Source organism: Ruegeria sp. AE4 (assembly GCF_056542185.1).
Window position 1 is genome coordinate 180,998 of sequence record NZ_JBQFZK010000004.1, and the last position, 24,349, is coordinate 205,346.

A 24,349-nucleotide genomic window follows, 5' to 3' on the forward strand; every position below is an offset into this window, starting at 1 on the left:
TTGAATTGTAGCAATGGTATCAAGAGTCTGTAAGATTTGGTATCAGCAAAAGATCAGTATGCGGAGAACCGGCCTTGGACTCGCCTTGTCGCAATGCCTCGTACATCTGATCAAGCGCATCAAGTGATAGCTGGTTTAGGCTATTCGGGTTAGATGTGCCAAGATCAATGACCTGGATATCGTCGCGTGATGCGATTGCGTCGCGTAACATTTTGTAACCCCCGGAACGCTCAAGACCATAGGGCCAAAACTCAAGCACAACCGGGCAACGCATTGTGGCCATTCTTTTTGCACAGGCCAGCACGTGACCTTCATGCCCTTGCGTATCGATCCAAATCAAATCGGGCCCGTCTTCAGGCAGCAGGCCATCCTCGACTAAACTGTCAAAGGTCCGAACCGGCACATCCTGAAGGATCCAATCGCCCTCATCATGTAGATTATTCGCGATGTCGCCTGAGACGCGAAGGCGATGGTCTCCGAAATTGGAAGGCGAGAGCTCCATCTGCATCGTGCCGTTTCTGTCCGATACTGCCATTTGGTGGCAGGACACCTTGTGATCTACGTCATGCAGGAAAGTGTTAGCGCGCAAAAGTCGAAAGTTTTGCGGGTCTGGTTCAAAAGCGATAACGCGGTCAAAACCACGCCGTGCCGCATGGATCGAATGGGAGCCGATATTCGCTCCGATATCCACGAAACATGACGTCGCGATTTCATGCCCATTTTGGGCAAGAATCTGCATTACATCATCAATGGCGCGCTCCTGGAACTGGCCAGTCTGACGAAGAGACCCGCCAATCACGGAATCATTTCGGTGGGTTATCCAGTGCCCTCCTTCGGCACCGCGCGACATGACGAGTTCCGAGTTTTGCACGAAGGGTTCGGGTGAAGCCCATTTTGTTGTCGAGATTTCAGCCTCCCCTGAAAGGAAAGTTGCCCCGTTGCCATCGTCTTCTGAGGATTTAGGTGCTGCGTTCAAGCGTTGGCTCGTCGGCCAGTGTAGCGCCAGATATTCCGGGCTTGCCATCCATTGCTGGAATTGGCGCCGAGGAGATCCGTCGTGATTCAATACCCACCTACGAAATATCCCGCGCGGCTTACCGCTCGCGTGGAAGAGCAGCCTCCGCAATGTCCGGACTGGACGCCCGTTCGTTGTGCGGAACAGCTTTTTTTCAAGCGCTCCGCGCTTGGGTTGAACTTGGGTCATTGTGTGCGTTCTTTGCAGTTGCATGATATCATCGCGAAGGCTCGACACTTCCGTGGCGAGAGGTGGAACGTTGCCCAGCGCCCGGTGAATCTCTGATAATGCTCTGTCAAACCGGTAGACACCTTGGATCAGGTCCATCCCAATTCGAAGCGAAAACGCCTCATCCAGAGCACCGATCTCTGGTCCATCAACCTGTGCTACCACTGCATAATCAAGCGAAACATCTGTGAAAAGACTGATCAAATGAGCAGCTGTTTCCTCTCTTGGCTCACTGCCCTGCAAACGAAGAATCACGTTGCGCTCGAACCCGACATGCTCGGTGAGAAAACTGGTTAACCCCGGAGGCAGCGGTCGCAAGTGCGTAGGGTCAAGATGAAAATTGACCAAGCTAACAAGTGGATTTTCCGGATTGGGTGTTTCCAAAATCAAAAGCCCACCAGGGCGCAAAACACGGTGCGCCTCTGTTACCAGTTCGCGAATATCGTCAAAAGGCAGATGCTCGATCAAATGAAATGCGGACACTAGGGCAAGCGCGTTGTCTGGCAGCGCTTTCAACGCCGGCAGAGCCTCCATCTGTTCAACCGCCAGACCTTTTTGGTGAGCGATATCAAGCATCCCCTTGTCGATATCGACGCCGCGTGCACTCAGGCCAGCCTCTTCAAGAATTTCCAACCATTCACCTCGACCGCATCCCAGATCAAGCGCCTGTGCGTCCCCTTTCTGAGCGGCGAGTGGCGACAGGAAGGGCTGGTATACTCGCAAACGCTCCCGAATAAGAGAAGGATCGCCACGAAATCGTGCCTCGAAATCGCGATAGAAGGTGTCAGTCATACTCCGTACTTTCACATTTGCATGGTTTTGTCCGAGATGATCGCGCTTTTCTCGGATATTTATCTGATTGTTAGTACAAGTCAGGACGGAGGTCATCCCGTTTCTGGCTCGGAAATCACGCGTTCCTTCGCGTTACGTATTAGGTCAGAGGATCTGCCAGCTTAGGTGTGATCGGCGAAGGATCAAAACACCCTTAATCTGATATCACTCTGACCCCAAGCCGTTCTGGATAAGAAAGTAGACGGCCATAAACGGTGATGTGAATCAGAGATCCAATCACCTTTTCCTGCAGTTCATATACAATCCAGTTGGCGATGGTATCCGGATGCTACGGCCGATTGTTCTGCCAAGAACCTCTGGCGGCGGCAATCGAGATGCTTCAGGTCACTCCTTCAGCATCCATTTCAGCGTCTCTTCCAGAGTGTGACGGATGCCGATCGGGATCAGGTTTTCCAGAAGTGTGGGATCGCCCATCAGAACCTTGATTTCTTGTGCACGCATAAAGGCAGGATTAGACACCACCTCGATCTCATGGCCGGTTATGGTTCGGCACATGTCCAGAATCTCTGCCAGCGCGGTTGCTTTACCGGAGCAGATATTCACGGTTTCACCTTCGGGCGCGTTTTCCAGAAGCAACCTGTATACTCGCGCAACATCGCGTACATCGGAAAAGTCCCGCGCGACATCCAGGTTTCCCAATTCTATCTGTGGCTGCTTACGCCGGAAATGAGAAACGATCTTGGGAACAAGAAACTTGGGGTCCTGGCCAAGACCGGTATAATTGAATGGTCGGGCAATAACGACAGGAAGACGGTCGTTATACAGCCGGGCCATGTGCTCCATTGCAAGTTTTGAAACCGCGTAATCGTTAACAGGTGCCGGGGGGGTAGATTCCCCTATGGATGGCACGGCGGCGTTACCATAGATATTCGCGCTACTGGCCAGAACGACGGCTTTGCGGCCATGTCCGGTGTTGGCAAGCGCTTCTAGTAAGCACCGCGTCCCCATTAGATTGACCTGATAAAAGCTCTCGGCGGTTCCGTGTGCCACAAATGCGACCCCTGCCAAATGCAGCACCGCGTCCGGAGCGACATGGGTAATGACCTGCTCTAGACCCGATGAATCTGTCAAATCTGCTTCCAGATATTGGGAATCAGGCTTGGGGGCCGGATTTGTTCCGATGCCCCAAACGTCCCACCCTGCTTCTGCAAGCTCTATTGCGGCATAGTGTCCGGTAAAGCCATAGCGTCCGGTAATCAGAACTCGGGGTGCCGGCATCAAAAGGACACACCCTTTTCGTTACGTGCAAGATCCGCCTCAACCATCATCTGGCAGAGTTCCTCCAAAGATGTTGTCGCCTCCCAACCAAGCTCTTGTTTTGCCTTGCTCGCGTCGCCAATCAGCAAATCCACTTCAGCAGGGCGATAGAATTTGGGGCTAATCCTCACAAGAACACGGCTGCCTTCGGCGTCCACCGCCACTTCTTTCTCACCTTCACCTTCAAAACGCAGCTCGATACCCGCGCTCTTGAAAGCCATGGAGACAAAATCCCGCACTGTCTCGGTGCGACCGGTCGCCAGTACAAATGTATCGGGTTCATCAGCTTGCAGCATACGCCACATGCCATCCACGTAATCCCGGGCAAACCCCCAATCGCGCTTTGCGTCAAGATTGCCCAGCTCAAGGCAATCAAGTTGACCCAGTTTGATTTTGGCAACCGCGTCAGTGATTTTGCGTGTTACGAACTCCAACCCTCGCAAAGGGCTTTCGTGGTTGAACAGAATACCTGAGCTGCCGAATATATCGTAGCTTTCTCGATAATTGATGGTCATCCAATGCGCGTATAGTTTGGCAACACCGTAGGGGCTGCGCGGCCAGAACGGAGTCGTCTCGCGCTGCGGTACTTCCTGAACCTTGCCGAACATTTCGGAAGTGGAAGCCTGGTAGAACCGGATTTTGGGGTTCACTATTCTGATAGCTTCCAGCAAATAAAGTGCGCCAACGCCGGTGATCTGTGCGGTTGTGTGCGGTTGTTCAAACGAGACGCCCACAAAGCTTTGAGCCGCCAAGTTATAGATCTCATCCGGTTCCACCTTCTGAATAAGCCGGATCATTGTCCCCATGTCAGTCAGGTCGAGTTCCGACAGATCCAGATTGGGATGGTTACGAATACCAAGCTCTTCAATGCGCCAGAAATTCGTGGAAACAACCCGACGGAAGGTCCCCACGACGTTATAACCCTTGTTCAGCAACAGCTGAGCGAGATAGGCACCATCCTGTCCTGTGATACCTGTGACGATAGCAGTTTTTGTCACTCTTAATCCCTTTCTGTTTTGTCTTTTGCCTGTCGGAAAATCCTGGCCGACATGAGCAGTGCTTTTTTGTCAACTTAGTAGTGTGTGCAAGACCGCTTTAGTATTATTTCACGCGCAAGGGCTACAAAACTGGCCAATTCAAAGCTCTGTATTGGAATTGAAACCTGCGAACCCAAGCTTAGAACCAAGAGCGCGGACTTTCTGATGAAAGATTGGGCCTGCGATAAGTCGTGAAAGACGTCAATATGCATCGGTTTTTTTGGGTGCGTACATTGCCCGCCCCATATCCCGAGCCACATCTGACCAACTGCGCAGTGGCGCGGTTTTGATTTTTTCTTCCAGTTCTGAACGGTGGGCAGCGTTATTGAGCCTTAAGACGGCCTCGCCGATGCTTTGGACGCTCATTGCATCACAATATTCAACAAGATCCATTCCTACTTCGACGAGCGAGCTATTCTGGGCGACTACGGCCGTTTTTCCGTAGGCCAACGCCTCGCCCACGGGCAGGCCCCATCCCTCGTAAACACTCGGCATCAGCACGAACTGGCAGTTCTTGTAAAGGACGCCAAGCTCCTCATCTGTTGGTCCGTCAACCATGCTTACATAGCCGTATATATCGCCTGTCCCCTCTAATAGGTTATCGAACTCGTCTGTAAGCCAGCCTTTGCGGCCGGCAAACACAAGCTTAGGCAGATCAACATGGCCCTGATCAACAAGGTACTTCCACGCCATCGCGGTGCGCCAGATATTCTTGCGTGGTTCGACCGTACCAACACAAAGCGCATAAGGCTCACCAATAATTTTCCGCAGGTGGACACTTAGCTGGCTGGCGTCTTCAAGATGGGGGAAAGCGTCGAACGAAATCCGCGAAGACACGGGCCCTTGTTTCTGGGCATTCTCGTCTTCGAGCCCAATCTTGGACAACCCCGCCTGCGCCAAGGGAACAGCGGTCGCATTTCTCTGGATATCGTGTGCTTGAAAAAAGCGTAAAAGATCCTGCCGGGTCGCCTCAGAGATTGTCATGTAGCGGCTTGTGTACTCCCGACTGTCTAAAAGCCAGTCATAAAATACATAAGGCATGCTTCCAGCTGTAAACTGTGGTGCCACGATAGGGATCAGATCGTACACCAGCGAATGTACTTCCATCCCACTCGCTTTCGCCTTTTTGAACGCCTGAGTGTGGCGCGCCAGCCAACTGCTGTCCAGAAGCACAAGATGGTCACCTTCTATTGCCACATCGAACAAAGGTTGCTCGGTTCGGCGAGACCCCGAGGTTTCGACTGGTGCTTTCTTCCGCCGGGCCGCGCGCCACATCTCTGATGACATGTCCTTTTTTCGAAATACGGACTCTCTTCTGAGAAAGCTCATCACATCCAATTTGGTGCGGTGGAAGAAATACTTTGCAGGGCGGTTCCGGTACCCGTCCAACATTGGAAGATTTGAGCGCGCGGATTTCCAAGGATAGAAAATCTGCCGCAGCTTAGCTGGCGACGTAAGGGTTTCTCGACCCATTTCCTCCAGAAGCAAACAGCGCTGAACACCGGAGTTTGCATCGCACCAACAAAGGTAAACAAGCTTTGGATCGCTTAGTTTAGAAAACTCTGAGATCAACTCAACAACAACACGCTGAATGCCCGAGTAGCGATCAACTTTTTTGATATAGTCGATTAGTCCTGAGATATCGAAGAATACTTTTTTGCCATCTTGGTTAAACGTAGGGGCGTTCATAGCTTACTCTCCATGCAGTCTGCCAGATGAAGTGGTCTCATCTTCTTGGATTGTTTCGCAGTAATACCGAAGTGTACTGATTTTAAGGGCTTTTGCGACTAACTCGACTTCATGAGCAAGTAATCGCGCTTTTCTGGAAAATTGAGGTTCACACAACAGAAGGGCTGACTCTTGACGGCGAGTGTGGCGTCTGCCTGACAGAATGCCGAGTAATGCTGAGACCTGCGCGCAGCGCCGAGGTCGATTGGACCAAAACCACGTGACATTTTAGAGGGGAATTGCCAGGCATGACAGTCCTTTCAAAGTTTATGGGCTCTATTGCCGGGATGGGTAACGGTCCCGTTAGTCCAGTCTTTGCAATACCGCTCGCACGTCCGCTGCAACGTTCGACCAAGCGCGAAGCTGCGGTTTATGCGCAGCAATGCGTGCGCGAAGGTTCTGAGCGAACTCCGGATCTGTCAGCAGCCTTGTGATATGGTTTGCAAGTTGATCAGGCCGATCTGGATCGAAATAGACACCAAGATCTCCGCACACTTCTTTCAGAACCGCCGCAGTAGAGCAAAGCGCTGGTGTACCGAACCACAAGGCTTCACCGGCGGGTAAACCCCAGCCCTCCATTCGGCTAGGCATGACAAGTGCCAAAGCATTCTTGTACAGGTTTACAAGGTCTGTCTGATTGGGGTTCTCGCGGAAGACCACGTGCTCACGGATCGTTGTGCATTCGTCTGATTGCAGATAGGTGCTTGTTTTGTGACGCAACGCCCCTGCCAGAACCAAAGTGGGTACGTCTTTCCCGTCACGCTTCAGAATGCGCAATGCTTCGAATACGACATCCAGGTTCTTGCGGCCCAGCATCGATCCAACTGTCATGATATATGGATTATCCGGAATATCTTGCTCGGATTGCTCGGTTCCCTCGGGGCATTCATGAACCAAGGGGACTGCGTAGACCTCTGGCGCTTCCGGCAGAACACCTTTTTCGGAGAAGTCCAGAACTTCCTGTCGCGTAAATTCGGAGTTTGTTAACAGCGCCTTGGCGCGGGAAACCAGCAGTTGGTTATCCCCTATGAAGTTGCGCGGGAAACTTGCCAGCTGGTGTTCAAAATCGTGCATGGGGATCATGTCATGCAGCAATGGAATGATATCGCAAGACACCCCTTTACGATCCAGAGTGCACAGGATTTCAACGATCAACTTGGGCCGCCCACAACTCACCAACGTCTTTCCAGACATGTCGATGGGCGTCATGTCTGGGGCTATCGCCTCCCAGGCTTTGCGGTTTCTGCGCCCGACCAGCGGTCTGACGGCCGCCAGCACCAGATCCCTCATAATTGACTTGGTGTAGTGGTGACTGCGCACGCGCAATTGCCGGATACCGATTGGAACGTTCAGGTCAACGCCACCATCTGCTCGTATGGTTGGGAATACTTCTAGAAGTTCATTATGACCCTGCGAGAAAACGGCGAATCTGACGGACGCGTCCTGTTTTCTGAGCTCAGCGCCAATCTCGGCAACGACCCTGGCGATCCCGTAATAACGCAGCTTACCGGTCGAGGCTAAAAGCACCTCGGTCAGGTCATAGACAACCTGCCGCTTCTTGGCTGCATTGAGATCGTTTTCCATTTCCGTTTTCCTTCGGCCACCCGGTCAGTCTAAAGCGGTTATCCAACCGTGTCCTAGACCCTGGAATAGACGTCCTCATAGCGGATGATGTCATCTTCGCCCAGATAGCTTCCGGTTTGCACTTCGATCAGCACCATTGGAACCTTGCCTGGGTTTTCCATGCGATGCACAGCGCCAAGCGGAATGTATACGGACTGGTTTTCAGTGACCAGCTTGACGTCGTCATCGACGGTCACCTTCGCGGTTCCCTCAACAACAATCCAATGTTCGGACCGGTGGTGATGGCTTTGTAGCGATAGTGCTGCGCCGGGGTGTACATGAATACGCTTGACCTGAAAACGTCCGCCAACCACCAGGCTTTCAAACCAACCCCACGGGCGGAAATCCTTGGGAAAAATGGTGGCCTGGCTTGCGCCCTTGACTTTGAGCGCCTCGACAGCCTTCTTCACGTCTTGCGCACGGGATTTGTCCGCCACCAAAACCGCGTCGGATGTAGCCACAGCGATTATGTCCTTCAGGCCGATGCCGACCACTTCCAAATTACCCGCCTCAGAACGCAAAAGCGTGTCATTACAGTCTATTGAGGTCGCATTACCTGTGGCCACAACTCCGTTGTCATCCGGTCCCGCCTCACGCCAAACCGAACCCCAGTCACCCAGGTCAGACCAGCCAGCAGAAAATGGAACAACGCTCAGGTTGTCGGCCTTTTCCATCACCGCATAGTCGATCGAGATATCTTCGGCCTGTTTCCAGGCCTCTGGGTCCAGCCGTAGAAAACCCAAGTCCGTTTTGGCAGCTTCGCAAGCGGCTCGGACTGGGCTCATCAGCGTCGGGGCGTGGGTTTCAAAAGCGGCGATGATGTCACAGGCCCTGAAAAGAAAGATGCCACCATTCCACAGATGCTTGCCGTCGGCTAGCATAGCGGTGGCGGTTTCTACATCTGGCTTCTCGACAAAGCTGTCGAGTTTGACGGGAGCTGTGCCCTCCGGTGCTCCAGCCAGCTTAAGATAACCATAACCGGTTTCGGGCCGATCGGGTGTTATTCCAAAGGTTACCAGCTGCCCGGTGCGGGCCGCTGGAATACCCGCAGCCACGGCTGCACGAAAAGCGCCCGCATCAGGTACAACATGGTCGGAGGGTTGGACCAGCAATAGGGCTTCGGGGTCGGACTTCGCCACGTGCAAGGCGGCCGCCAAAACCGCAGGCGCAGTGTTGCGCCCATCAGGTTCAATCAGAATAGTACCCGGATCAATGCCAGCCGCCTGTAACTGTTCAGTCACGATAAACCGGAAATCTGAGCCGGTCACAACGACTGGCGCGTAATAATCCGCCCCCGTCACGCGCCGGGCCGAGGATTGAAACAGGGTCTCGTCCCCGGTGATCGCTGTAAACTGCTTGGGATAGGATTTCCGGGACAGCGGCCAAAGACGGGTGCCAGAACCACCGCAAAGAAGAACAGGAGTGATGGACACGATCAGATAACCTTTGCCAATAAATGCAAGTGCCTAGTGTCAACTTAAGGGCGCAATTTCAAGGTTGTTCCACTACCACTGGGTACGTTTTGGCGAAAAAACGCTAAACACCTGCCCCCTGAGACCGCATTGTCCAGGCATTTCGGCCTCAATTTCCCAGTTGAGGTTCGATCGCCACGTTCCTCCAACGTGGCATGCCTCAGACAAACCGCCACGCTTCCAGTTGGCAAAAGGGAAAAGCGGCAGTATCGGATCCGAGCTGCTACAAAACGTAACGGCTCAAATCCGCCGACTTGGTCAATTCACCCAGATTGTCGTTCACGAATTCTGCATCGACCGTTATTTCTGTTCCGGCCCGGTCTGGTGCGGTGAATGACAGCTCTTCAAAGACCCGTTCCATGACTGTGTAAAGTCGCCGCGCACCAATGTTTTCAATGCTCTGGTTCACATCGGCTGCGATCCGCGCCAAGGCAGCAATACCATCCTCGGTAAACCCAACCGTGACCTCTTCGGTGGCCATGAGGGCTGTATACTGCCGGGTCAGTGCGTTGTCTGTTTCAGTCAGGATGCGCACGAAGTCTTCCTCGGTCAGCGCGCGCAGCTCTACCCGAATGGGCAGACGGCCTTGCAGCTCGGGCAAAAGGTCTGACGGTTTGGCGATATGGAACGCGCCGGATGCGATGAACAGGATGTGGTCGGTTTTCACCGGACCGTGTTTTGTCGAGACGGTTGTACCTTCGATCAGGGGCAGCAGGTCGCGCTGCACCCCTTCGCGACTTACATCACCGCCACGCGCTTCTGTGCGGGCACAGACCTTATCAATCTCGTCCAGAAAAACGATGCCATTCTGTTCCACCGATTCCAATGCGGTGCGGGTGACCGTCTCATCGTCCAGCAGCTTGTCTGCCTCTTCTCCGATCAGCACGTCATAGCTTTCGGCGACAGTCAGACGTTTCCTTACAGTGCGCCCGGCAAACGCCTTGCCAAAGATATCGCCCAGATTCATCATCCCCATCTGACTGCCAGGTTGTCCTGGGATATCGAACATCGGCATTGGGTTTGAACTGTCCGCGACGTCCAGTTCGATGACCGTTTCATCCAGTTCACCCGCCTTGAGCTTTTTGCGGAACATCTCTCGTGTGCCTTCACGGGCATCCGTACCAGCGATGGCGTCAATCACGCGGTCTTCGGCGGCCTGATAGGCTTTGGCCTTGACGTCTTCGCGCATGAATTCCCGTGTTTGCAGAATGGCGGCATCGGCCAGATCGCGGATGATTTGTTCCACGTCGCGACCGACATAGCCTACCTCGGTGAACTTCGTGGCTTCGACCTTGATAAAGGGTGCGCGCGCCAGCTTGGCCAGACGGCGGCTGATCTCGGTCTTGCCGACACCGGTGGGGCCGATCATCAGGATATTCTTTGGATACACCTCTTCGCGAATATCGTCCGGCAACTGCTTGCGGCGCCAGCGGTTGCGCAGGGCAACGGCCACAGCGCGCTTGGCATCCTTTTGCCCGATAATGAATCGATCCAGTTCCGAGACAATCTCGCGCGGGGTCAGGTCGGTCAAAGGGCAATCCTCTCGGTCGTATTTGCGTGATGCGGTCTAGGTAATCATGGCTTTGACGAAAACAAGCAAACCGCGGGTCTTGGCCGCGTTGGTTAACAATGCCTCATGCGGTTTGCAAATCCTTTGCTTGGGGAAAACACGAACCCTCTGTTACGGTTGCGTCAGGGTTACGAGCGTCAGGAGCATACAGAATGACGAAGATTGCCAAGATTACCCTGTTGTTTGTGGTGTTTGTGGATCTGATTGGGCAAGGTCTGGTCTTTCCCATCATCAATTCGCTGATCATGGAAACGAGCTCAGGTTTCCTGCCGGAAAGCACGCCAGTGGGCCGTAGGCATTTTTACTACGGTCTGGTGATCGGATGCTTTTTCCTGTCGTGGTTTCTGGGTGTTGTTTATGTCTCGAAAGTGTCTGACTCGATCGGGCGAAAGAATGCGTTGCTGGTCTGCCTTGGGGGGGCGTTGGCCGGATATGCGCTGACCATTGTGGCGCTTTATCTCAATAACCTGCTTCTGCTGATCGTCGGCCGTTCGATTACCGGGTTCACTGCGGGCAATCAGCCCATCGCGCAGGCAGCGATGATCGATGGCAGCACTGACGCGTCTGACCGGGACCGAAACATGGGCTACATCGTGACAGGTGTCAGCTTTGGCCTTGTCGGCGGGCCGATCATCGGCGCAGTTTTGTCGGATTCGGCGCTGTTTGGCGGCTTTGCCACGCTGAAAACCCCGTTCTATGGCGCGTTCGTGTTGGTTCTGGTGGCGATATTTCTGGTGCTTCTGTTTTTCAAGGACACCCGAACCAGGCGCGAGCCCTTTGTGTTTCGTCCCCGCGATATTACCGACAGTCTGATCGCAGTTGGCGAACACCCGCTGGTTCTGAAAATCCTGCCGGTCTATTCGTTTTTCATGATCGCCAATGTCACATTCTACGTGTTTGTCGACAATTTCCTGACCAGCGCATTCGGGTATGGGGTCATTGGTGGCAGCGTGGCGATGGTTGTCATCGGTGTGGCGCTGGCTTTTTCCAGTACGTTCCTGGTGAAGCCTGCCCAGGAAAGGTTCAGCAAACACGCGATCATTTACACGTCGCTTGTGGTGATGGTCATTTGCGGGTTTGCCTTTGCCTTCAGCCCAAGCGGTGTATTCAGCTATGTCCCCGTGTTTTTCTTCTATTTCCTGTTCGGCATCGCCTATCCAACGCTGTTGGGCCTGTTCTCCTCAAGCGTCAGCGAGGCGGATCAGGGCTGGGCCATGGGCGTGGCCACCGCCGTGTTCTGTCTTGCGGGGGGGATCATGTCACTGATCGGTGGCGGGTTGATGAGCATCGATATCCGCGTTCCCTATTACATCGTGGTCGTAGCGGCGGTCCTGGGGCTGGTCGGCATGCACCGTCGATGGAAAGGCAAAGAGATCAAGGCGCTTTTAGCCTGAGATCGTCTCAACCGTCAGGTTGCCATTGGTGTAGACACAGATATCTGCTGCGATGGCCATGGATTGCCGGGCGATGTCTTCTGCGGATTTGTCGCTGTCCATCATGGCACGCGCGGCGGCCAGAGCGAAGTTGCCTCCCGACCCGATGGCAGCCACATTGTGTTCGGGCTCCAGTACGTCCCCTGCCCCGGTGATGACCAGCAGATCCCTGCCGTCTGTCACGATCAGCATCGCCTCAAGCTTTTGCAGATACTTGTCGGTGCGCCAGTCCTTGGCGAGTTCAACCGAGGCGCGGGCCAGTTGGCCGGGCGTAGCCTCAAGCTTGGCTTCGAGCCGTTCCAGCAATGTGAAGGCATCCGCTGTCGATCCGGCAAAACCTGCCACGACCTCGAACCCTCCGGGAGACAGGCGGCGCACCTTGCGCGCAGTGCCCTTGATCACGGTTTGACCCAGACTCACCTGACCGTCGCCGGCAATGACGACATGACCGTCCTTCTTGACGCCGATAATCGTTGTGCCGTGCCAACCGGGAAAGTCGTTATCTGCCATGATCGTCTCCGCTTTTGCTGGCGGTATATATGGGCCGGACCGGTTGTTGGCGCAACCCATTGCCAAACTGCCCAAAAGATATGCAAAAAATGCAATTCGGGGTTACCGGACCAGCAATTGTGAGTCCGGCCAAGCGGTACTAGATGAGGCTCACAACCGACAACGGGTCGGCTGTTTCTTCAATAAGGACTGCGCACATGGCAACTACAGCTAATATTCATGCGCCGCTCGGAGCAGCTACCATCCTGCACGTGGCGGACGTTTTCATCAATGCATTCGACAATGTTGTCGCATGGAATGAAGCCCGTAAAACACGGAACCTTCTGTCGGAACTCAGCGACACGCAGCTGGACGATATCGGTCTGAGCCGCGCGGATATCGCAAAAATCTGATCCAACCGACAGATCGCCAAACCGAACCAGCCGCCCGGATTTCCGAGCGGCTTTTTCGTTGCTCAGCTCTGGACGTATTTCCCGGCAAGATCGGGCAAAAAGGCCTCGACCGCAGCAGTTGCAATGACGTGCAGAGTGCCAGTCCCTTCATCAGCGACATCCAGACCACCTTTGATCGCGCGAACCTCGGCCCGGCCTCGCGGCAAGTCGGCAGCAACCAGCTCGCAATTCACCTGTTCCGGATTCTGAACGCCGATTGTCACGCGCACGCGCATTTCGTTGTGATCGATCCCCAGCTTTGAAAACAACGTGATGGATGAATGATGCAGCGCGTCCTGTACCGCGCGGCGGGCTGCTTTGGTATAATCCTGACCATAAAGGTCATTGCCAGTGCCCATTTCCAGGATGATCCGCTTTTCACTCATTGCGCCGGGTCCATGTCGAAAGAAACGATCAGTGCGGCGTTGGCGATGACCGTGTGGCCGTCGCCATGCGGTTTTTCGATGTCCAGCCCACCCTTTGTGACAGTAATGTTGGGCTGGCCATAAGGGAAAACGGCTTTGAGGGCGTCGGTATCCACTTGATCCGGCTGCTGCACGCCGATCTCGGCATTGATGATCATCGCCTCTTTCGGGAAACCAAACAGCTCGGCCATATTGACTGAGTTGTGCCACAGCGCGTCTCTGATCGCCCGCAGAGATGCTTCGGTATAGTCCATCCGGCGCAGGGATGTGCCCATCCCGAATTCTACAAGAACGCGCGTTTTCGCCATTGGTTTCCCCGCCGATTCAACAAAAAAGGCGCCCCGATCTGAGACGCCTTTCGAACAATCCGTTATCGCCAGATCAGATGGATTCGTCGATCCAGCTTTGCAGCGCGGCTTTGGGGGCAGCGCCTGCGCGATTCGATACAACTTGACCGTCCTTGAAGATGAACAGCGCCGGGATGCCGCGCACGCCCATGGCGGCGGCAGAGTTCGGGTTGTTGTCCACGTCCACCTTGGCGATCTTGACCTTGCCGCCATATTCGGCGGCCAGCTCTTCCAGTGCCGGACCAATCTGCTTACAGGGTCCGCACCATTCGGCCCAGAAATCCACTACAACTGGAACGTCCGAGTTCTTGACTTCGGCGTCAAAGGTTTCGTCGGTGACGGCTACGGTCGACATATTATGTCTCCTGAATGATATGCGCTTGGGCTGTGAAGGTAGGGGTGGCAGTAGGTAAGGTCAAGATATCTGGGTGCAGGCCACGGCATCCGTCACAAGATCGTGTGGCAGCCACATAAGATTTGCCGTTCTTGTCCAGAGGATTGCGGTGCGTATCTTATGGTTTGGATAGATCTGCGACAGGGCCTGCGCATACGCGCCCATTTGGCGAAGCAACCCTTCGGGGCAATCTTCGACCCGGTTCGGAACGGTGGCATTTGATTTGAAATCAATCACATGGACTTCGGTGTCTGTCACGATCAGGCGGTCGATAATCCCATACATTCGCTGCCCGTTCAGGTCGGCAGTAACAGGTATTTCGGCCAATGTGTCCTGCGTGAAAATGTGTCGCAGGCTTTCGGATGCCAGTACGCCTGTGACTTCGGTCAGCAATGCGCCCTGATCCTCTTGCCTCACCTCGGGCAGCAGGCGGGCACAAAGCTCTGGCCAGTGGTTCTGCGTGACTTTGGGCAGATGCTCAAGCAGCAGGTGCACGCGGGTTCCGCGCAGTTTGGCAGCGTCTTCATCCAGACCAGCGTCACCCGGCAACGCCTTGGCACCACCCAGATCCGAAGGGCTGATATAGGCCGCCGGTACAACTGGTTCTGGTGCGGGGTGCAGGAACATGTCGGGCAGTTCTGAATGTTTGGCCAATGCAACTGACTGCTCGACCAATGGCAACCCATCCCAGTCGCCATGGGACAGCCGACGTTTATCTGAACCAGGCAGTTGCGTTGCCCCGGCCTTTTCCATCGCCGCTTCTACCATCTGGTACCAGCTGTTGCCATCTTTACCCAAATCACCCGCCGCCGCCACGATCAGCCACTTTTCGGCCCGTGTTAGAGCCACATATAGCAGGCGAAGCCGTTCGTTTTCCTCGCGGGTGCGCGCCTCTGACCGGGCGTGAGTGATCAGGTTTGGCGATTGGTCTGCCGAAACCTTCCACAGCGGTGTCCCGTCTGCCACCATGATTTCGGCGTCGCGTGGCGGCTGACGTTTGCCGGTATCCGGCAGAATGACGATCGGAGCCTCCAGACCTTTCGAGCCGTGCACCGTCATCACCCGGATCATATTGCCGACCCCGCTCATCTGTCGTTTGATTTCCAGATCGTCGGTCTGCATCCAGACCAGAAATCCCGTCAGGCTGGGGATATCCGTCCGCTCGTAGGCCAACGCCTGCGACAGCAGGGCATTGATACCGTCTTCTGCCTCGGGTCCCAGTCGGCCCAACAGGTTTCGCCGCCCGTCATGTCGGGTCAGAATGCGTTCGATCAGGTCATAGGGGCGCAGAAAGTCGATCTGACTGCGCAGATCGTTCAGCACGGCCAGGGTTTTGGGGAAATCGTCGGCGCGTCTGCGCAAAGCAGCCCACAGGAATTGCTCCTCCCGCCGATGGGCCAGATCGAAAAGCTGCTGCTCGGACCATCCGAACAGTGGGGATTTCAGAACTGTCGCCAGCGACAGGCTGTCTTCGGGCGTGGCCAGAAAGCTAAGCAGCGCAGCCAGATCCTTGACCGCAAGTTCGGCACCCACTTTCAGCCTGTCCGCCCCGGCGATGGGAAGCCCGGCAACCTTGCAGGCGCGAATGATTTCGGCAAACAAGTCGGACCGGCGTTGCACAAGGATCAGAAAATCACCCGGTTGCACTTTGCGTCGAACAAACTGGCCCTGCGTGTCCCCGTCTTCAGGGATCGTTTCGCCGCCATCGATCATTTCTTTGATCGTCTCAGCCACCCGTTTGGCCAGAATAACGGTATGATGCCGCGATCCGGGCCGGTCCACCGGATCGGTCCAATCCCCCTCTTCCGCGTCTTCGACTTTCTCGACGACGGGCCAAAGATCAACCCGACCGGGCAAATCGGATTTGAAGGCGCGGTGCTGGCTTTCCTTCTGAAATCCCGCATCGGCGCGGTTCTCAAAAAGCGTGTCGACCAGAGACAAGATCGCGCTGGAGGATCGGAATGAATATTCCAGCGTCGAATCCCACAGTTTAGAGCCTGATTCAGCGAGTTTTCGGTCAAACTCTTCCTGCATCCGGTCAAAAGCTTGCGGGTCGGCGCCCTGAAAGGAATAGATCGATTGCTTTTTATCGCCGACCACGAAAATCGTGCGCTCGACCCCTGATCGGGCCCCTTCCCCACTGGTGAATTCCTGAGCCAGTTTTTCGACCACATCCCATTGATCGGGGCTGGTGTCTTGCGCTTCGTCGACAAGAATGTGGTCGATACCCCCGTCTAGACGGTACAGCACCCATTCGGCCACCGCCGGGTCATTCAGAACCTGACGTGCGCGCAGGATCAGGTCGTCGAAATCCAGCCACCCCCGCAACTGCTTGCGGCGTTCATATTCCGGTAGAAATGCAGCGGCAAAGCGGTGCAAAACGGCGGTTTTCTGGGCGGCAACCAGCGCCAGTCGGCGTTCACGCGCGGCCTCGACCCGCAGCATGAGAGCTTCGAGTTGAGGCATCCGGTCCGCCAGCGCACCTTCGCGAAGGGGTTTGGTGGGAAAGCCGTTGATCTTGGCGGTAAACGGTTCTTTTGCGCCTTTTCCGGTCAGCAGCACGTCTTCCAGCATGGGCAAGTGAGCCAATCGTGCGTCGGTGAACCCTGCCAGCCTTGCCGCAGCCTTGGCATTATTGCCTCCACTTTCGAGCAATACGGGCAGCATTGATTGGATCAGCTGGACCTCACCACCCTGAAAAACGCTTTGGAACAACGCATTATCGTCGAAATGCGAGGGCAGTTCGAAGCGTTGCAGAAGATCAGACCAATCCAGTTGCCGCGCGAACAGGTTGCGTTTCTGGGTGATCGCCGCAGTCAGCTTGTCAAAGCCTGTATCGGTGACAAACCGGGCCACGTCTTCGATCAGCCCGGCCTGCGGGCCTTCTGCAAAATCTTCAACAATTTCTTCCCTTAGCAAAGCTGCCGCACGGTCTTCCATTTCCGAAAACTGCGGGCTGACCCCGGCCTCGAGCGGGAAACGACGCAGCAACGAGGCGCAGAAAGAGTGAATTGTCTGAATCTTCAAGCCACCCGGCGTCTCAATGGCGCGGGCAAACAGGGTGCGCGCTTGGGCCAATCGATCTGAATCGATGGTGCCAGTCACGCCCAATTCGGCCAGGTCCTTTTGCAGCCTGGCATCTTCCAGCATGGCCCATTTGCCAAGACGGTCAAACAACCGGTTCTGCATCTCGCTGGCAGCGGCTTTGGTATAGGTCAGGCAAAGAATGTGCTGCGGTTGGACGCCACCCAGCAGCAGGCGCGCCACCCGATCGGTCAGAACCCGTGTCTTTCCAGACCCCGCATTGGCGGCCAGCCAGGTCGAGGCATCTGGTCGCGCGGCCTGCACCTGCCGTTCGGTTGCTTCGTTGCGCGCGCTCATGTCAAATCCTCGGGGCGCGTTTCGGCTGTCCGGTCCCACTCGCCGAACCTGGCCAGATGATCATAGTCACCGATATCCGTATCCTTGTGTAGCATTCGGCGGGACGAATACCCCTGATCAGATTCTAAATAAGCCGAAATCAGCTCTTTCAGCTCGGCTAGAACCTTGTCGGCGGGTTCTTTCAGCAGCGGCGCGGGCACCTCTTTATAGGCACCACCCATCCCGATGAAGATCGCCTCTGCCACCGCCATCGGGTCAAGCCCTTCGATACCGCCCTGCTCGGCCATTGCGGCCTCGATCAGCAATTGCTTGTCGAATTTGGACTGCTGGCTTTCTGTCGGAGGCGCGCCGGTTTTATAGTCGATGATCCGCAAGGCCCCCCGGCTGTTGTGATCGATCCGGTCGGCGCGCCCTGTTATGGTGAAATCCAGCGGGTTCAGCACCAGCTTCATCGCCGCTTCAAAGGCCACTGGCCCGCCATCACCCCGGCGCGAAAGTTCGGCGCTGATAAAGTCGTCTGCGTTCCGTTCCAGTCGCGCAAGCCACAGGTGCCGCGCCGTGGGCCAGGCGACATGCTGCTCCAGCAATGCGTGCGCGCGCTTCAGGAAATTCTCACGCGTCAGCAAGGCGTTGTCGAGCACGCTATCCTTGACGAAATGTTCGAGGATTTCGTGGATTACGATCCCCCGCAGCAACGCGTCGGGTGCCTGGACAAGCGGGTCGAGAGGTTTCAAACGCAGCACATGCTTGGCATAGATGGCATAAGGATCGCGAATTAGCCGCTTGATTTCCGTTACTGACAGGTGACGTGGACGCGCGGCAACTGGCGGGCGCGGGGATGGGCGTTGCGCGGGGTCAATGCGCGGCGCGTCTTCCAGAGCGTCGGACCAATTCAGCCAGTTTTGGCCACGGGCGCGCATTTCGGCCAGCGCTTGGGGGCCACCCTGCTCAGGCAGGCCTTGCAACAGGTTTGTCAGCCGGTTCACCCAACGGGACGGCACCGTTTCCGCATCGTCCGAGCGGGTTGCGCGGGTTAGCCAGACCTCGGGCGCGCCGATGGCCTGTTGAAAATCATGCGCCGACAGGCCAATCCGCCGTTCGGGCAGCAACAACCCCGCTTTGTCACGCATCTGCCGGTTCAGCCAGGGGTCAGGAGCCGGAGCTTCTGGCCAACTGCCTTCGTTCAATCCGCCAAGGATCAACAGGTCCGCACCTTGTACCCGCGCTTCGAGTGTGCCCCAGATCATGATATGCGGATGTGGCGCGTCGCGGTCGCGGACCTCTTCCCCTGCAAGCAACGCGCCCAGAAGATCGGCAAAATCATGGGCTGTCATCGGCCCGCCATGTTGCGCCTCATCCCTGAGGGAATTCAGCACTGCCAGCGCTTTTTGACCCGCGTTCTTGTCCCAAAGCGTGCCGGTTTCACCTGCACTGCCGGCCGAGATCGCCTCGGCAAGTGTTGTGAGCCGATCTACCCAGTCGGAAAGCGCCAACTCGCCACAGATCTGTTGATCGCAGAAGTGGTGAACAACCCAGTGGGCCCAGCTTTCGGGGGCTTCTTTGCGTACTGCAAATGCTGCGAGGCTGGTGCCATCCGGAAATGGCGGGCCATTGCGGCGCAGGTCCAGTTCCAGATCACGCGTGTGCAGCAAATGGTTACCGCGTTCACTGCCGTCATGGCACAAAGGGTGTTTTAGCAAGGTAAGCAGCGCCTCGCCCTCCAGACGGCGCGTGAACAGACCAGCCACATGTCGCAGAAACCGGCCCGGAGGCGAGAGTTGCAGCGGCAGGCCGGCGCTGTCATCCGCCAGAATGTTCCACCGGTCCAGCGCGGCGCTGACCTGACGGGTCAACATGCGATCGGGCGTGATCAGGGCGGCGGTCTGACCGGTTTCAGCAGCCTGTCGCAGGCGCAGGGCAATGGCCAAAGCCTCGTCCCGCGGTGATTGCGCCTCGACCAGTGTCAGGTCTTTGGTTGCGCCGAGTAGATCAGCCAGTTTCGGGCCTTCGCTCATCCAGGCATCGGTGATCGGGGCCGGGCGCAAAGCCAGGGAAACCAGACGGTTACGGGCAGGCGAGGGGGCGTTCAGGTCTGTCCAGGGGGTGATCTGGCCGGGTGACAGGCCCAGCCCGCGCATCAACTTGCGAAACCGGTATTGCGGATGATCTTCCGAAGTCAACGCATCATCCAACCCTTCCCAAACGTGATCCGGCTGGTCGAAATCGTATCCGGGCAGTACCAGCGCCCCCTGCGGCAAGCGCGCGACGGCGTCCATCAGCATCAGCGTGGTGCCGCGCGAACCGGTTGACCCGGCCAGAATAACCGGATGCAGGGGGGGGGCGGTCTGCCAGCGGGCGATCAGGTTTTCGACCACGCGACGTTGGCGGGCTTGCGCATCCATCACCTGCGAGCCCGTGTCAATGAAATGATCTGCGATACCGATAAAGGTCTGAGCCCGCGCCCAATGGCCGGACATGTCGCTGACATCCAGCCCCCGGATCGTGTCCGGTGACACACCTTCGCCCTGCATTTCGTCAATCAGCGCCGCCAGACTGTCGGACAGGTCAAAAACCGACGACCGCGCGGCCAGATCTGGTTGTTGTTCCAACAATTTGGCTACCAGCTGCGTCAGTTCCAGACGCCGCCGAAGGGGCGGAATGGCAGGTGGAATATGCGCCAGATCAGCGCTGTCCCCCAGATCGGTTAACAGCGAGATGCGGGGCAGCAGGCAAGGTGGCCCCTGATTGAACAGATCACGTACGCGCCGCTCCATGCGTCGCGTGTTCAACACCAGTTCCACCCGCGCCAAAGCATCGGGCGGACCTGAACAACGCCGCTTCAGACCGTCGACCAACGCCTTGGGGAAATCCGTACCGGGCGGAACAGCGAAGACGCGGGGAAGGGGTTCGGGGTCAAACATCGGCCAGCAAATCCTCGGCCAGAGCGATCCCATCGGGGCGACCCACGTCACACCAGCGCCCGGGATACTCGATGCCGAACAAACGCCTCTGGTCGTGCATCTGGTTCCAAAGCAGGTTCAACGAAAACGCCGGCTGCGAGATGGCGTGCAGCCCTTGTGTCTTGAGGATCTGCGCGCCCCCGTAAACCAAGCCGGGCCCACGCGTGATCCGCCCCGCCCGATCAGCGGTAAAATCACCGGGCCCGTCGTGACCTATGGCCTGCGCAGTTGGAACACACATCAAAAGCGCATCCATGCGGGCCGGATCCCATGCGTTTTGCAGCAGTTTCAATGGATTTGGGCCGGACCAGATTGCGTCAGTATTCAGGGTGAACACTGGGTCGGTTCCCAGCAATGGCAGGGCTGCGCGCAATCCTCCACCAGTTTCCAGAATCTCCGGCTCCTCCCGCGATATCAGAATGCCTTTGGGCCCGAGATGCGCGTCGAGCTGATCGGCGTGGTAATGCACGTTTGCAACTGTGCGAACAGGGCCAAGGTTGTCGACAAGATCCAGCGCATGGTCGATCAGGGGGCGCCCGGACACTTCGATCAGCGGTTTGGGTCGGTCCTTGGTCAACGCGCCCATACGGGTGCCAAATCCGGCGGCAAACAACATTACGGCAAAGGGTGATCCGGTCATTGCGGCCTCAGCCTGGCCAAATTCTGAGGTGTTGGTCGGGGCAGAGCGTCGTGCAGTAGCGAGGCCACGGAAACAAGGGCAGGGTGTTCCAGATCCCGCATGAGGTGCGACCAGACCGCCGGGATCATGTCCAGATATTGCGGCTTGCCGTAATCGGTTGCCAGTCGCGAAAAACCGCCAAGGATGCGAAGATTTCGCTGCGCGCCCAATACACTGTACGCGGTCCGAAACTCGTGATCATCCATACCTGACCCTGCAATATAGCGGTTGATCATCTGCATTTCTGTTCCGACCGAAACATCGCGGCGAATGTCCTGAAGCAAGGACACCAGATCATAGGCGGGGTGCCCCAGCATGGCCAATTGGAAATCCAGCAATCCGACGCGCCTTAAGCCGTCGCGCTCGGGCAGCCAAAGAAGGTTTTCCGCGTGATAGTCCCTTTGAATGACAACTTTGTCCCCAGAGGTTTCTCGGTGCAGAATATCGGCAAACCGAAGTTCGAACCGGTCCAGAACGTCATGATCAACATTGCCCTGAATTCCAGCAGCATATCTCGTAAGCGCCAGCGTCGCCAGATCCGTCATCAGGGCCGGGTCGTAGGACGGTAGCGACAATAATGGGGCCTGATGCAGGTGAAGCAATACGTCTGTTGCGGCCTCGTACAAAAAGCGTTCTTTGGACGGGTCTTTTTTCAGAACACGTGCAAACAGATCATCACCCAGATCTTCCAGCAGCAGAAATCCATATTCAGCGTCTTCTGCGTAAATCTCGGGCGCACTCAGGCCAATCGAACGCAGATACTCAGCAACACGCACAAACGATTCGACGCTTTCGCCCTTGTCTGGTGGCGCATCCATCAGGACAGCCGTTCGCCCACTGACCGGATCGGTAACACGTTCGTACCGGCGGTTCGATGCGTCGCCGGCCAGTGGTGCACGCGTTGCCCCGGCCCAAGGAGTTTGTGCAATAAGGGCCTCTGCCAGGACTGTCCTGTTTGTCATCCTGCACTCTCCAGCTTTTTTACCCATTTCGGATCGGTCCATGACAAGGACACGTGGCGGGTATCTTCTGTGTCAGGGTCTGTTTCGAAGGCCAGCTTTAACGAAGCGGCAGGGGCTAGTGCGCCCAGCTTTTCCGGCCATTCCACAAGGCAGATTGCTGTGTCAAAGGCATCGACCAAACCCAGTTCATCCACTTCCTCTAACGCGTTCAGCCGATAAAGATCGCAGTGCCAGATCTCACCGGCAGGGGTGTCATAGGTCTGAACCAAAGTGAATGTGGGTGACGGCACATCTTCCGGTTCAGGCATAAGTGATTGAATGAGGCTGCGTGCGAAATGCGTCTTGCCGCTGCCGATTGCACCACTAAGCAACAGGACATCCCCATCACTGAGCGAATACCCGACACGGGTCGCAAAATCTGCGGTTTCATCGGGCGATCTGAAGGTCAGGGTTTGGGGGGGCGTCGTCATGGCGCCACAATGACGTTCTGCCCAATCGGCTGCAACCCCGGTTCAGGCGCTGGTCTGTTCCAACGGGGCGGTTTTTGTCAGAAGATCCACGGGTGCAAACCGCACGATCGTCGCACCGTTATGAACCGGTGAAACCGTGCAGTCCAAAGTGATGCCCGACCGCATCCGGATTTCAGCCGTCCACTCCGCCCGGTTATCCCGCATTTCGACGAAATCCCGGATCTCTCCCAGAATCGGCGTAGCAACACAATGCTCCTGCCACCGCCGCGTGACATCGGTGACCGTGTCGTTCTGAAAGCCGATTTCCTGTGCGTCGCCCCAAAGTTTTTCGTAGGCGTAGTTGGTAAGGGCCAGGGTGCCATCATCGGCAAATACAGCGATTGCATCGGCCAGCTTGTCCAATATGGATTGCATAAGATCCATCTCGGACCGGAAGCGGCGCGTCAACGTGATTTCTGCCGTAATATCTTCGAACAGAAACGCAACAGCCCCGTCGGGGTGCGGCCTGCCGCTTACAGAATAAACCGAGCCAGAGGGAAGCGACCATGTTTCGTGGTAATTGCCGCCCTCGGCCGCTTCGAGCAGGTCGTTCATCTGACGCCGCCATGTACGGTAGTTCTTGGGCTCTGGCATCATGTGCTGATCCCTTAGCCGGTCGAAGAAACTGCTGATATTCGGGCGGCAACTGAGGAAATCCGGCGGCAACGTGGTCAGATCAATCAGGGCCGGGTTGAACAGCGCCAGTTGCCGGTTGCGATCGAAAATGGCCAGGCCGATCGAAAGTTGAGCAAACGTCTTGGTCATGGTCTGCACGAACTTGCGTTGCGCGGTTTCCGCTTCGACAATGGCGTTGATGTCTGTGGCGTAACATAACCGCCCGTCTTCCTGTTCGATCTGCGTCAGATCGAACCACAACTTGCTGTTGGACCCAGTCACATCTACCGAAACCCTTGATTTTCCAAGCGACGGCGCATCAGAGGTGCCCGGAAACAGCGGGGCAGTCAGATCGGCATCCTGACCACGCGCCCGGCGAACAAGCGTGACATAAGTCGCATTGCACCATTGCACCTGGCTGTAGTGATCCAGCAACCATACCGGATAGGGGGCCTGTTCCATGGCCAGACGGCTCGGTTCACTCAGCGTGCTTGACCCAGTCGGAGAAATTCTGGCCGGTTCGTGCAGACGCACGCGGACAATCCCGTCGATCCATTCACACACGATTTCGCGTTCGACTGTGCAATCAATGGCCGAGATTACCAGTACATTTTGATCGCGAACCTTTTCGGGTGTTTCGGGGAAGGTGGGGAAATCCCTTTGCAGCAGGCGGCGCAAGTCCTGCCAGCTTCCAACATGTTCGAACCCGGCAAGCGCGATATCGGAGTGGCTGATCAGGTGATCACCATCAAACAGGAATACCGCATCGAACAGGGATGTTGTCGAAAACAAACCAAAGACATCGTCGCGTCGCGTCTGGCGTGGCAATAACCACTGCACGGCAAAGCATCCCGATACCAGGCTGATCGCGGCCAGAATGATCCAATCGGCCATGAATATCCCCAAGGTAGAACAAACCCC

At 56.1% G+C, this 24,349-nt stretch carries 19 protein-coding genes; 2 read left to right on the forward strand and 17 right to left on the reverse strand.

The features are described 5' to 3' along the window. Positions 1-19: 19 nt before the first annotated feature. From ACR0EK_RS08915 to hslU, 7 genes are all read right to left on the reverse strand, one after another. The gene (locus ACR0EK_RS08915) at positions 20-2,035 is read right to left on the reverse strand and encodes an FkbM family methyltransferase (RefSeq protein WP_480967755.1); all 2,016 of its coding nucleotides are present in this window, start codon (positions 2,033-2,035) and stop codon (positions 20-22) included. 384 nt (positions 2,036-2,419) lie between these two features. Beyond that, positions 2,420-3,313, reverse strand: coding sequence for an NAD-dependent epimerase/dehydratase family protein (locus ACR0EK_RS08920; protein WP_480773025.1), 894 nt, complete (start codon positions 3,311-3,313; stop codon positions 2,420-2,422). Then, positions 3,313-4,350: a GDP-mannose 4,6-dehydratase gene (gene gmd / locus ACR0EK_RS08925; RefSeq protein WP_480482570.1), complete on the reverse strand. Its 1,038-nt coding sequence runs from the start codon at positions 4,348-4,350 to the stop codon at positions 3,313-3,315. Before gmd ends, ACR0EK_RS08920 begins: the two co-directional genes overlap by 1 nt. A gap of 240 nt (positions 4,351-4,590) precedes the next feature. Next, positions 4,591-6,078: a glycosyltransferase family 4 protein gene (locus tag ACR0EK_RS08930; RefSeq protein ID WP_480482572.1), complete on the reverse strand. Its 1,488-nt coding sequence runs from the start codon at positions 6,076-6,078 to the stop codon at positions 4,591-4,593. A gap of 342 nt (positions 6,079-6,420) precedes the next feature. Beyond that, entirely contained in the window at positions 6,421-7,701 is a 1,281-nt protein-coding gene (locus ACR0EK_RS08935; protein WP_480482574.1) for a glycosyltransferase family 4 protein, read from the reverse strand. Positions 7,702-7,754: 53 nt separating this feature from the next. Next, a complete protein-coding gene (locus ACR0EK_RS08940; RefSeq protein WP_480967756.1) occupies positions 7,755-9,173 on the reverse strand; it encodes a mannose-1-phosphate guanylyltransferase/mannose-6-phosphate isomerase in 1,419 nt (472 codons plus the stop codon). Positions 9,174-9,435: 262 nt separating this feature from the next. After that, positions 9,436-10,743, reverse strand: coding sequence for an ATP-dependent protease ATPase subunit HslU (gene hslU, locus ACR0EK_RS08945; RefSeq protein ID WP_480967757.1), 1,308 nt, complete (start codon positions 10,741-10,743; stop codon positions 9,436-9,438). 191 nt (positions 10,744-10,934) lie between these two features. Between hslU and ACR0EK_RS08950 the strand changes: the two genes are divergently transcribed. Next, positions 10,935-12,176, forward strand: a complete 1,242-nt coding sequence (locus ACR0EK_RS08950) for an MFS transporter (protein ID WP_480898717.1) — start codon at positions 10,935-10,937, stop codon at positions 12,174-12,176. Here ACR0EK_RS08950 and hslV read toward each other — a convergent pair. Beyond that, entirely contained in the window at positions 12,168-12,725 is a 558-nt protein-coding gene (gene hslV, locus ACR0EK_RS08955) for an ATP-dependent protease subunit HslV (RefSeq protein ID WP_480474424.1), read from the reverse strand. The two genes, ACR0EK_RS08950 and hslV, sit on opposite strands and share 9 nt — an antisense overlap. Before the next feature lie 197 nt (positions 12,726-12,922). Here hslV and ACR0EK_RS08960 point away from each other — a divergent pair, with 197 nt between their 5' ends. Next, positions 12,923-13,117: a DUF1127 domain-containing protein gene (locus tag ACR0EK_RS08960; protein ID WP_209505251.1), complete on the forward strand. Its 195-nt coding sequence runs from the start codon at positions 12,923-12,925 to the stop codon at positions 13,115-13,117. A 62-nt stretch (positions 13,118-13,179) separates the two neighbouring features. On the opposite strand, the gene ACR0EK_RS08965 is transcribed toward ACR0EK_RS08960, so the two are convergent. The 9 genes from ACR0EK_RS08965 to ACR0EK_RS09005 form a co-directional block, all read right to left on the reverse strand. After that, entirely contained in the window at positions 13,180-13,542 is a 363-nt protein-coding gene (locus ACR0EK_RS08965; RefSeq protein ID WP_480898719.1) for a Lin0512 family protein, read from the reverse strand. After that, the gene (locus ACR0EK_RS08970; RefSeq protein ID WP_480898722.1) at positions 13,539-13,889 is read right to left on the reverse strand and encodes a Lin0512 family protein; all 351 of its coding nucleotides are present in this window, start codon (positions 13,887-13,889) and stop codon (positions 13,539-13,541) included. The genes ACR0EK_RS08965 and ACR0EK_RS08970 overlap by 4 nt, the downstream gene beginning before the upstream one ends. Before the next feature lie 73 nt (positions 13,890-13,962). Further along, on the reverse strand, positions 13,963-14,283 hold the full coding sequence (gene trxA, locus ACR0EK_RS08975; RefSeq protein WP_209505247.1) for a thioredoxin: 321 nt from the start codon (positions 14,281-14,283) through the stop codon (positions 13,963-13,965). Between the two features lie 60 nt (positions 14,284-14,343). After that, entirely contained in the window at positions 14,344-17,703 is a 3,360-nt protein-coding gene (gene addA, locus ACR0EK_RS08980) for a double-strand break repair helicase AddA (RefSeq protein WP_480967758.1), read from the reverse strand. Further along, on the reverse strand, positions 17,700-20,624 hold the full coding sequence (addB, locus tag ACR0EK_RS08985) for a double-strand break repair protein AddB (protein WP_480898728.1): 2,925 nt from the start codon (positions 20,622-20,624) through the stop codon (positions 17,700-17,702). Before addB ends, addA begins: the two co-directional genes overlap by 4 nt. Next, a complete protein-coding gene (locus ACR0EK_RS08990) occupies positions 20,617-21,303 on the reverse strand; it encodes a nucleotidyltransferase family protein (RefSeq protein ID WP_480773019.1) in 687 nt (228 codons plus the stop codon). The genes addB and ACR0EK_RS08990 overlap by 8 nt, the downstream gene beginning before the upstream one ends. Continuing rightward, complete coding sequence (locus tag ACR0EK_RS08995; RefSeq protein WP_480967759.1) at positions 21,300-22,304, reverse strand: aminoglycoside phosphotransferase family protein; 1,005 nt, start codon at positions 22,302-22,304, stop codon at positions 21,300-21,302. Before ACR0EK_RS08995 ends, ACR0EK_RS08990 begins: the two co-directional genes overlap by 4 nt. Beyond that, positions 22,301-22,774, reverse strand: a complete 474-nt coding sequence (gene tsaE / locus ACR0EK_RS09000) for a tRNA (adenosine(37)-N6)-threonylcarbamoyltransferase complex ATPase subunit type 1 TsaE (RefSeq protein ID WP_480546089.1) — start codon at positions 22,772-22,774, stop codon at positions 22,301-22,303. The genes ACR0EK_RS08995 and tsaE overlap by 4 nt, the downstream gene beginning before the upstream one ends. A gap of 42 nt (positions 22,775-22,816) precedes the next feature. Further along, positions 22,817-24,322 (reverse strand): PAS-domain containing protein, encoded by a 1,506-nt coding sequence (locus tag ACR0EK_RS09005; RefSeq protein WP_480898731.1) that lies wholly within the window; start codon positions 24,320-24,322, stop codon positions 22,817-22,819. Positions 24,323-24,349: the final 27 nt, after the last annotated feature.

Bases quoted from the DNA above. Each gene is read 5' to 3' on its own strand.
- ACR0EK_RS08915 (WP_480967755.1), bottom strand. From the start codon at position 2,035: ATGACTGACACCTTCTATCGCGATTTCGAGGCACGATTTCGTGGCGAT.
- ACR0EK_RS08920 (WP_480773025.1), bottom strand. From the start codon at position 3,313: ATGCCGGCACCCCGAGTTCTGATTACCGGACGCTATGGCTTTACCGGA.
- ACR0EK_RS08930 (WP_480482572.1), bottom strand. From the start codon at position 6,078: ATGAACGCCCCTACGTTTAACCAAGATGGCAAAAAAGTATTCTTCGAT.
- ACR0EK_RS08935 (WP_480482574.1), bottom strand. From the start codon at position 7,701: ATGGAAAACGATCTCAATGCAGCCAAGAAGCGGCAGGTTGTCTATGAC.
- ACR0EK_RS08950 (WP_480898717.1), top strand. From the start codon at position 10,935: ATGACGAAGATTGCCAAGATTACCCTGTTGTTTGTGGTGTTTGTGGAT.
- hslV (WP_480474424.1), bottom strand. From the start codon at position 12,725: ATGGCAGATAACGACTTTCCCGGTTGGCACGGCACAACGATTATCGGC.
- ACR0EK_RS08960 (WP_209505251.1), top strand. From the start codon at position 12,923: ATGGCAACTACAGCTAATATTCATGCGCCGCTCGGAGCAGCTACCATC.
- ACR0EK_RS08965 (WP_480898719.1), bottom strand. From the start codon at position 13,542: ATGAGTGAAAAGCGGATCATCCTGGAAATGGGCACTGGCAATGACCTT.
- ACR0EK_RS08970 (WP_480898722.1), bottom strand. From the start codon at position 13,889: ATGGCGAAAACGCGCGTTCTTGTAGAATTCGGGATGGGCACATCCCTG.
- trxA (WP_209505247.1), bottom strand. From the start codon at position 14,283: ATGTCGACCGTAGCCGTCACCGACGAAACCTTTGACGCCGAAGTCAAG.
- addA (WP_480967758.1), bottom strand. From the start codon at position 17,703: ATGAGCGCGCGCAACGAAGCAACCGAACGGCAGGTGCAGGCCGCGCGA.
- addB (WP_480898728.1), bottom strand. From the start codon at position 20,624: ATGTTTGACCCCGAACCCCTTCCCCGCGTCTTCGCTGTTCCGCCCGGT.
- ACR0EK_RS08990 (WP_480773019.1), bottom strand. From the start codon at position 21,303: ATGACCGGATCACCCTTTGCCGTAATGTTGTTTGCCGCCGGATTTGGC.
- ACR0EK_RS08995 (WP_480967759.1), bottom strand. From the start codon at position 22,304: ATGACAAACAGGACAGTCCTGGCAGAGGCCCTTATTGCACAAACTCCT.
- tsaE (WP_480546089.1), bottom strand. From the start codon at position 22,774: ATGACGACGCCCCCCCAAACCCTGACCTTCAGATCGCCCGATGAAACC.
- ACR0EK_RS09005 (WP_480898731.1), bottom strand. From the start codon at position 24,322: ATGGCCGATTGGATCATTCTGGCCGCGATCAGCCTGGTATCGGGATGC.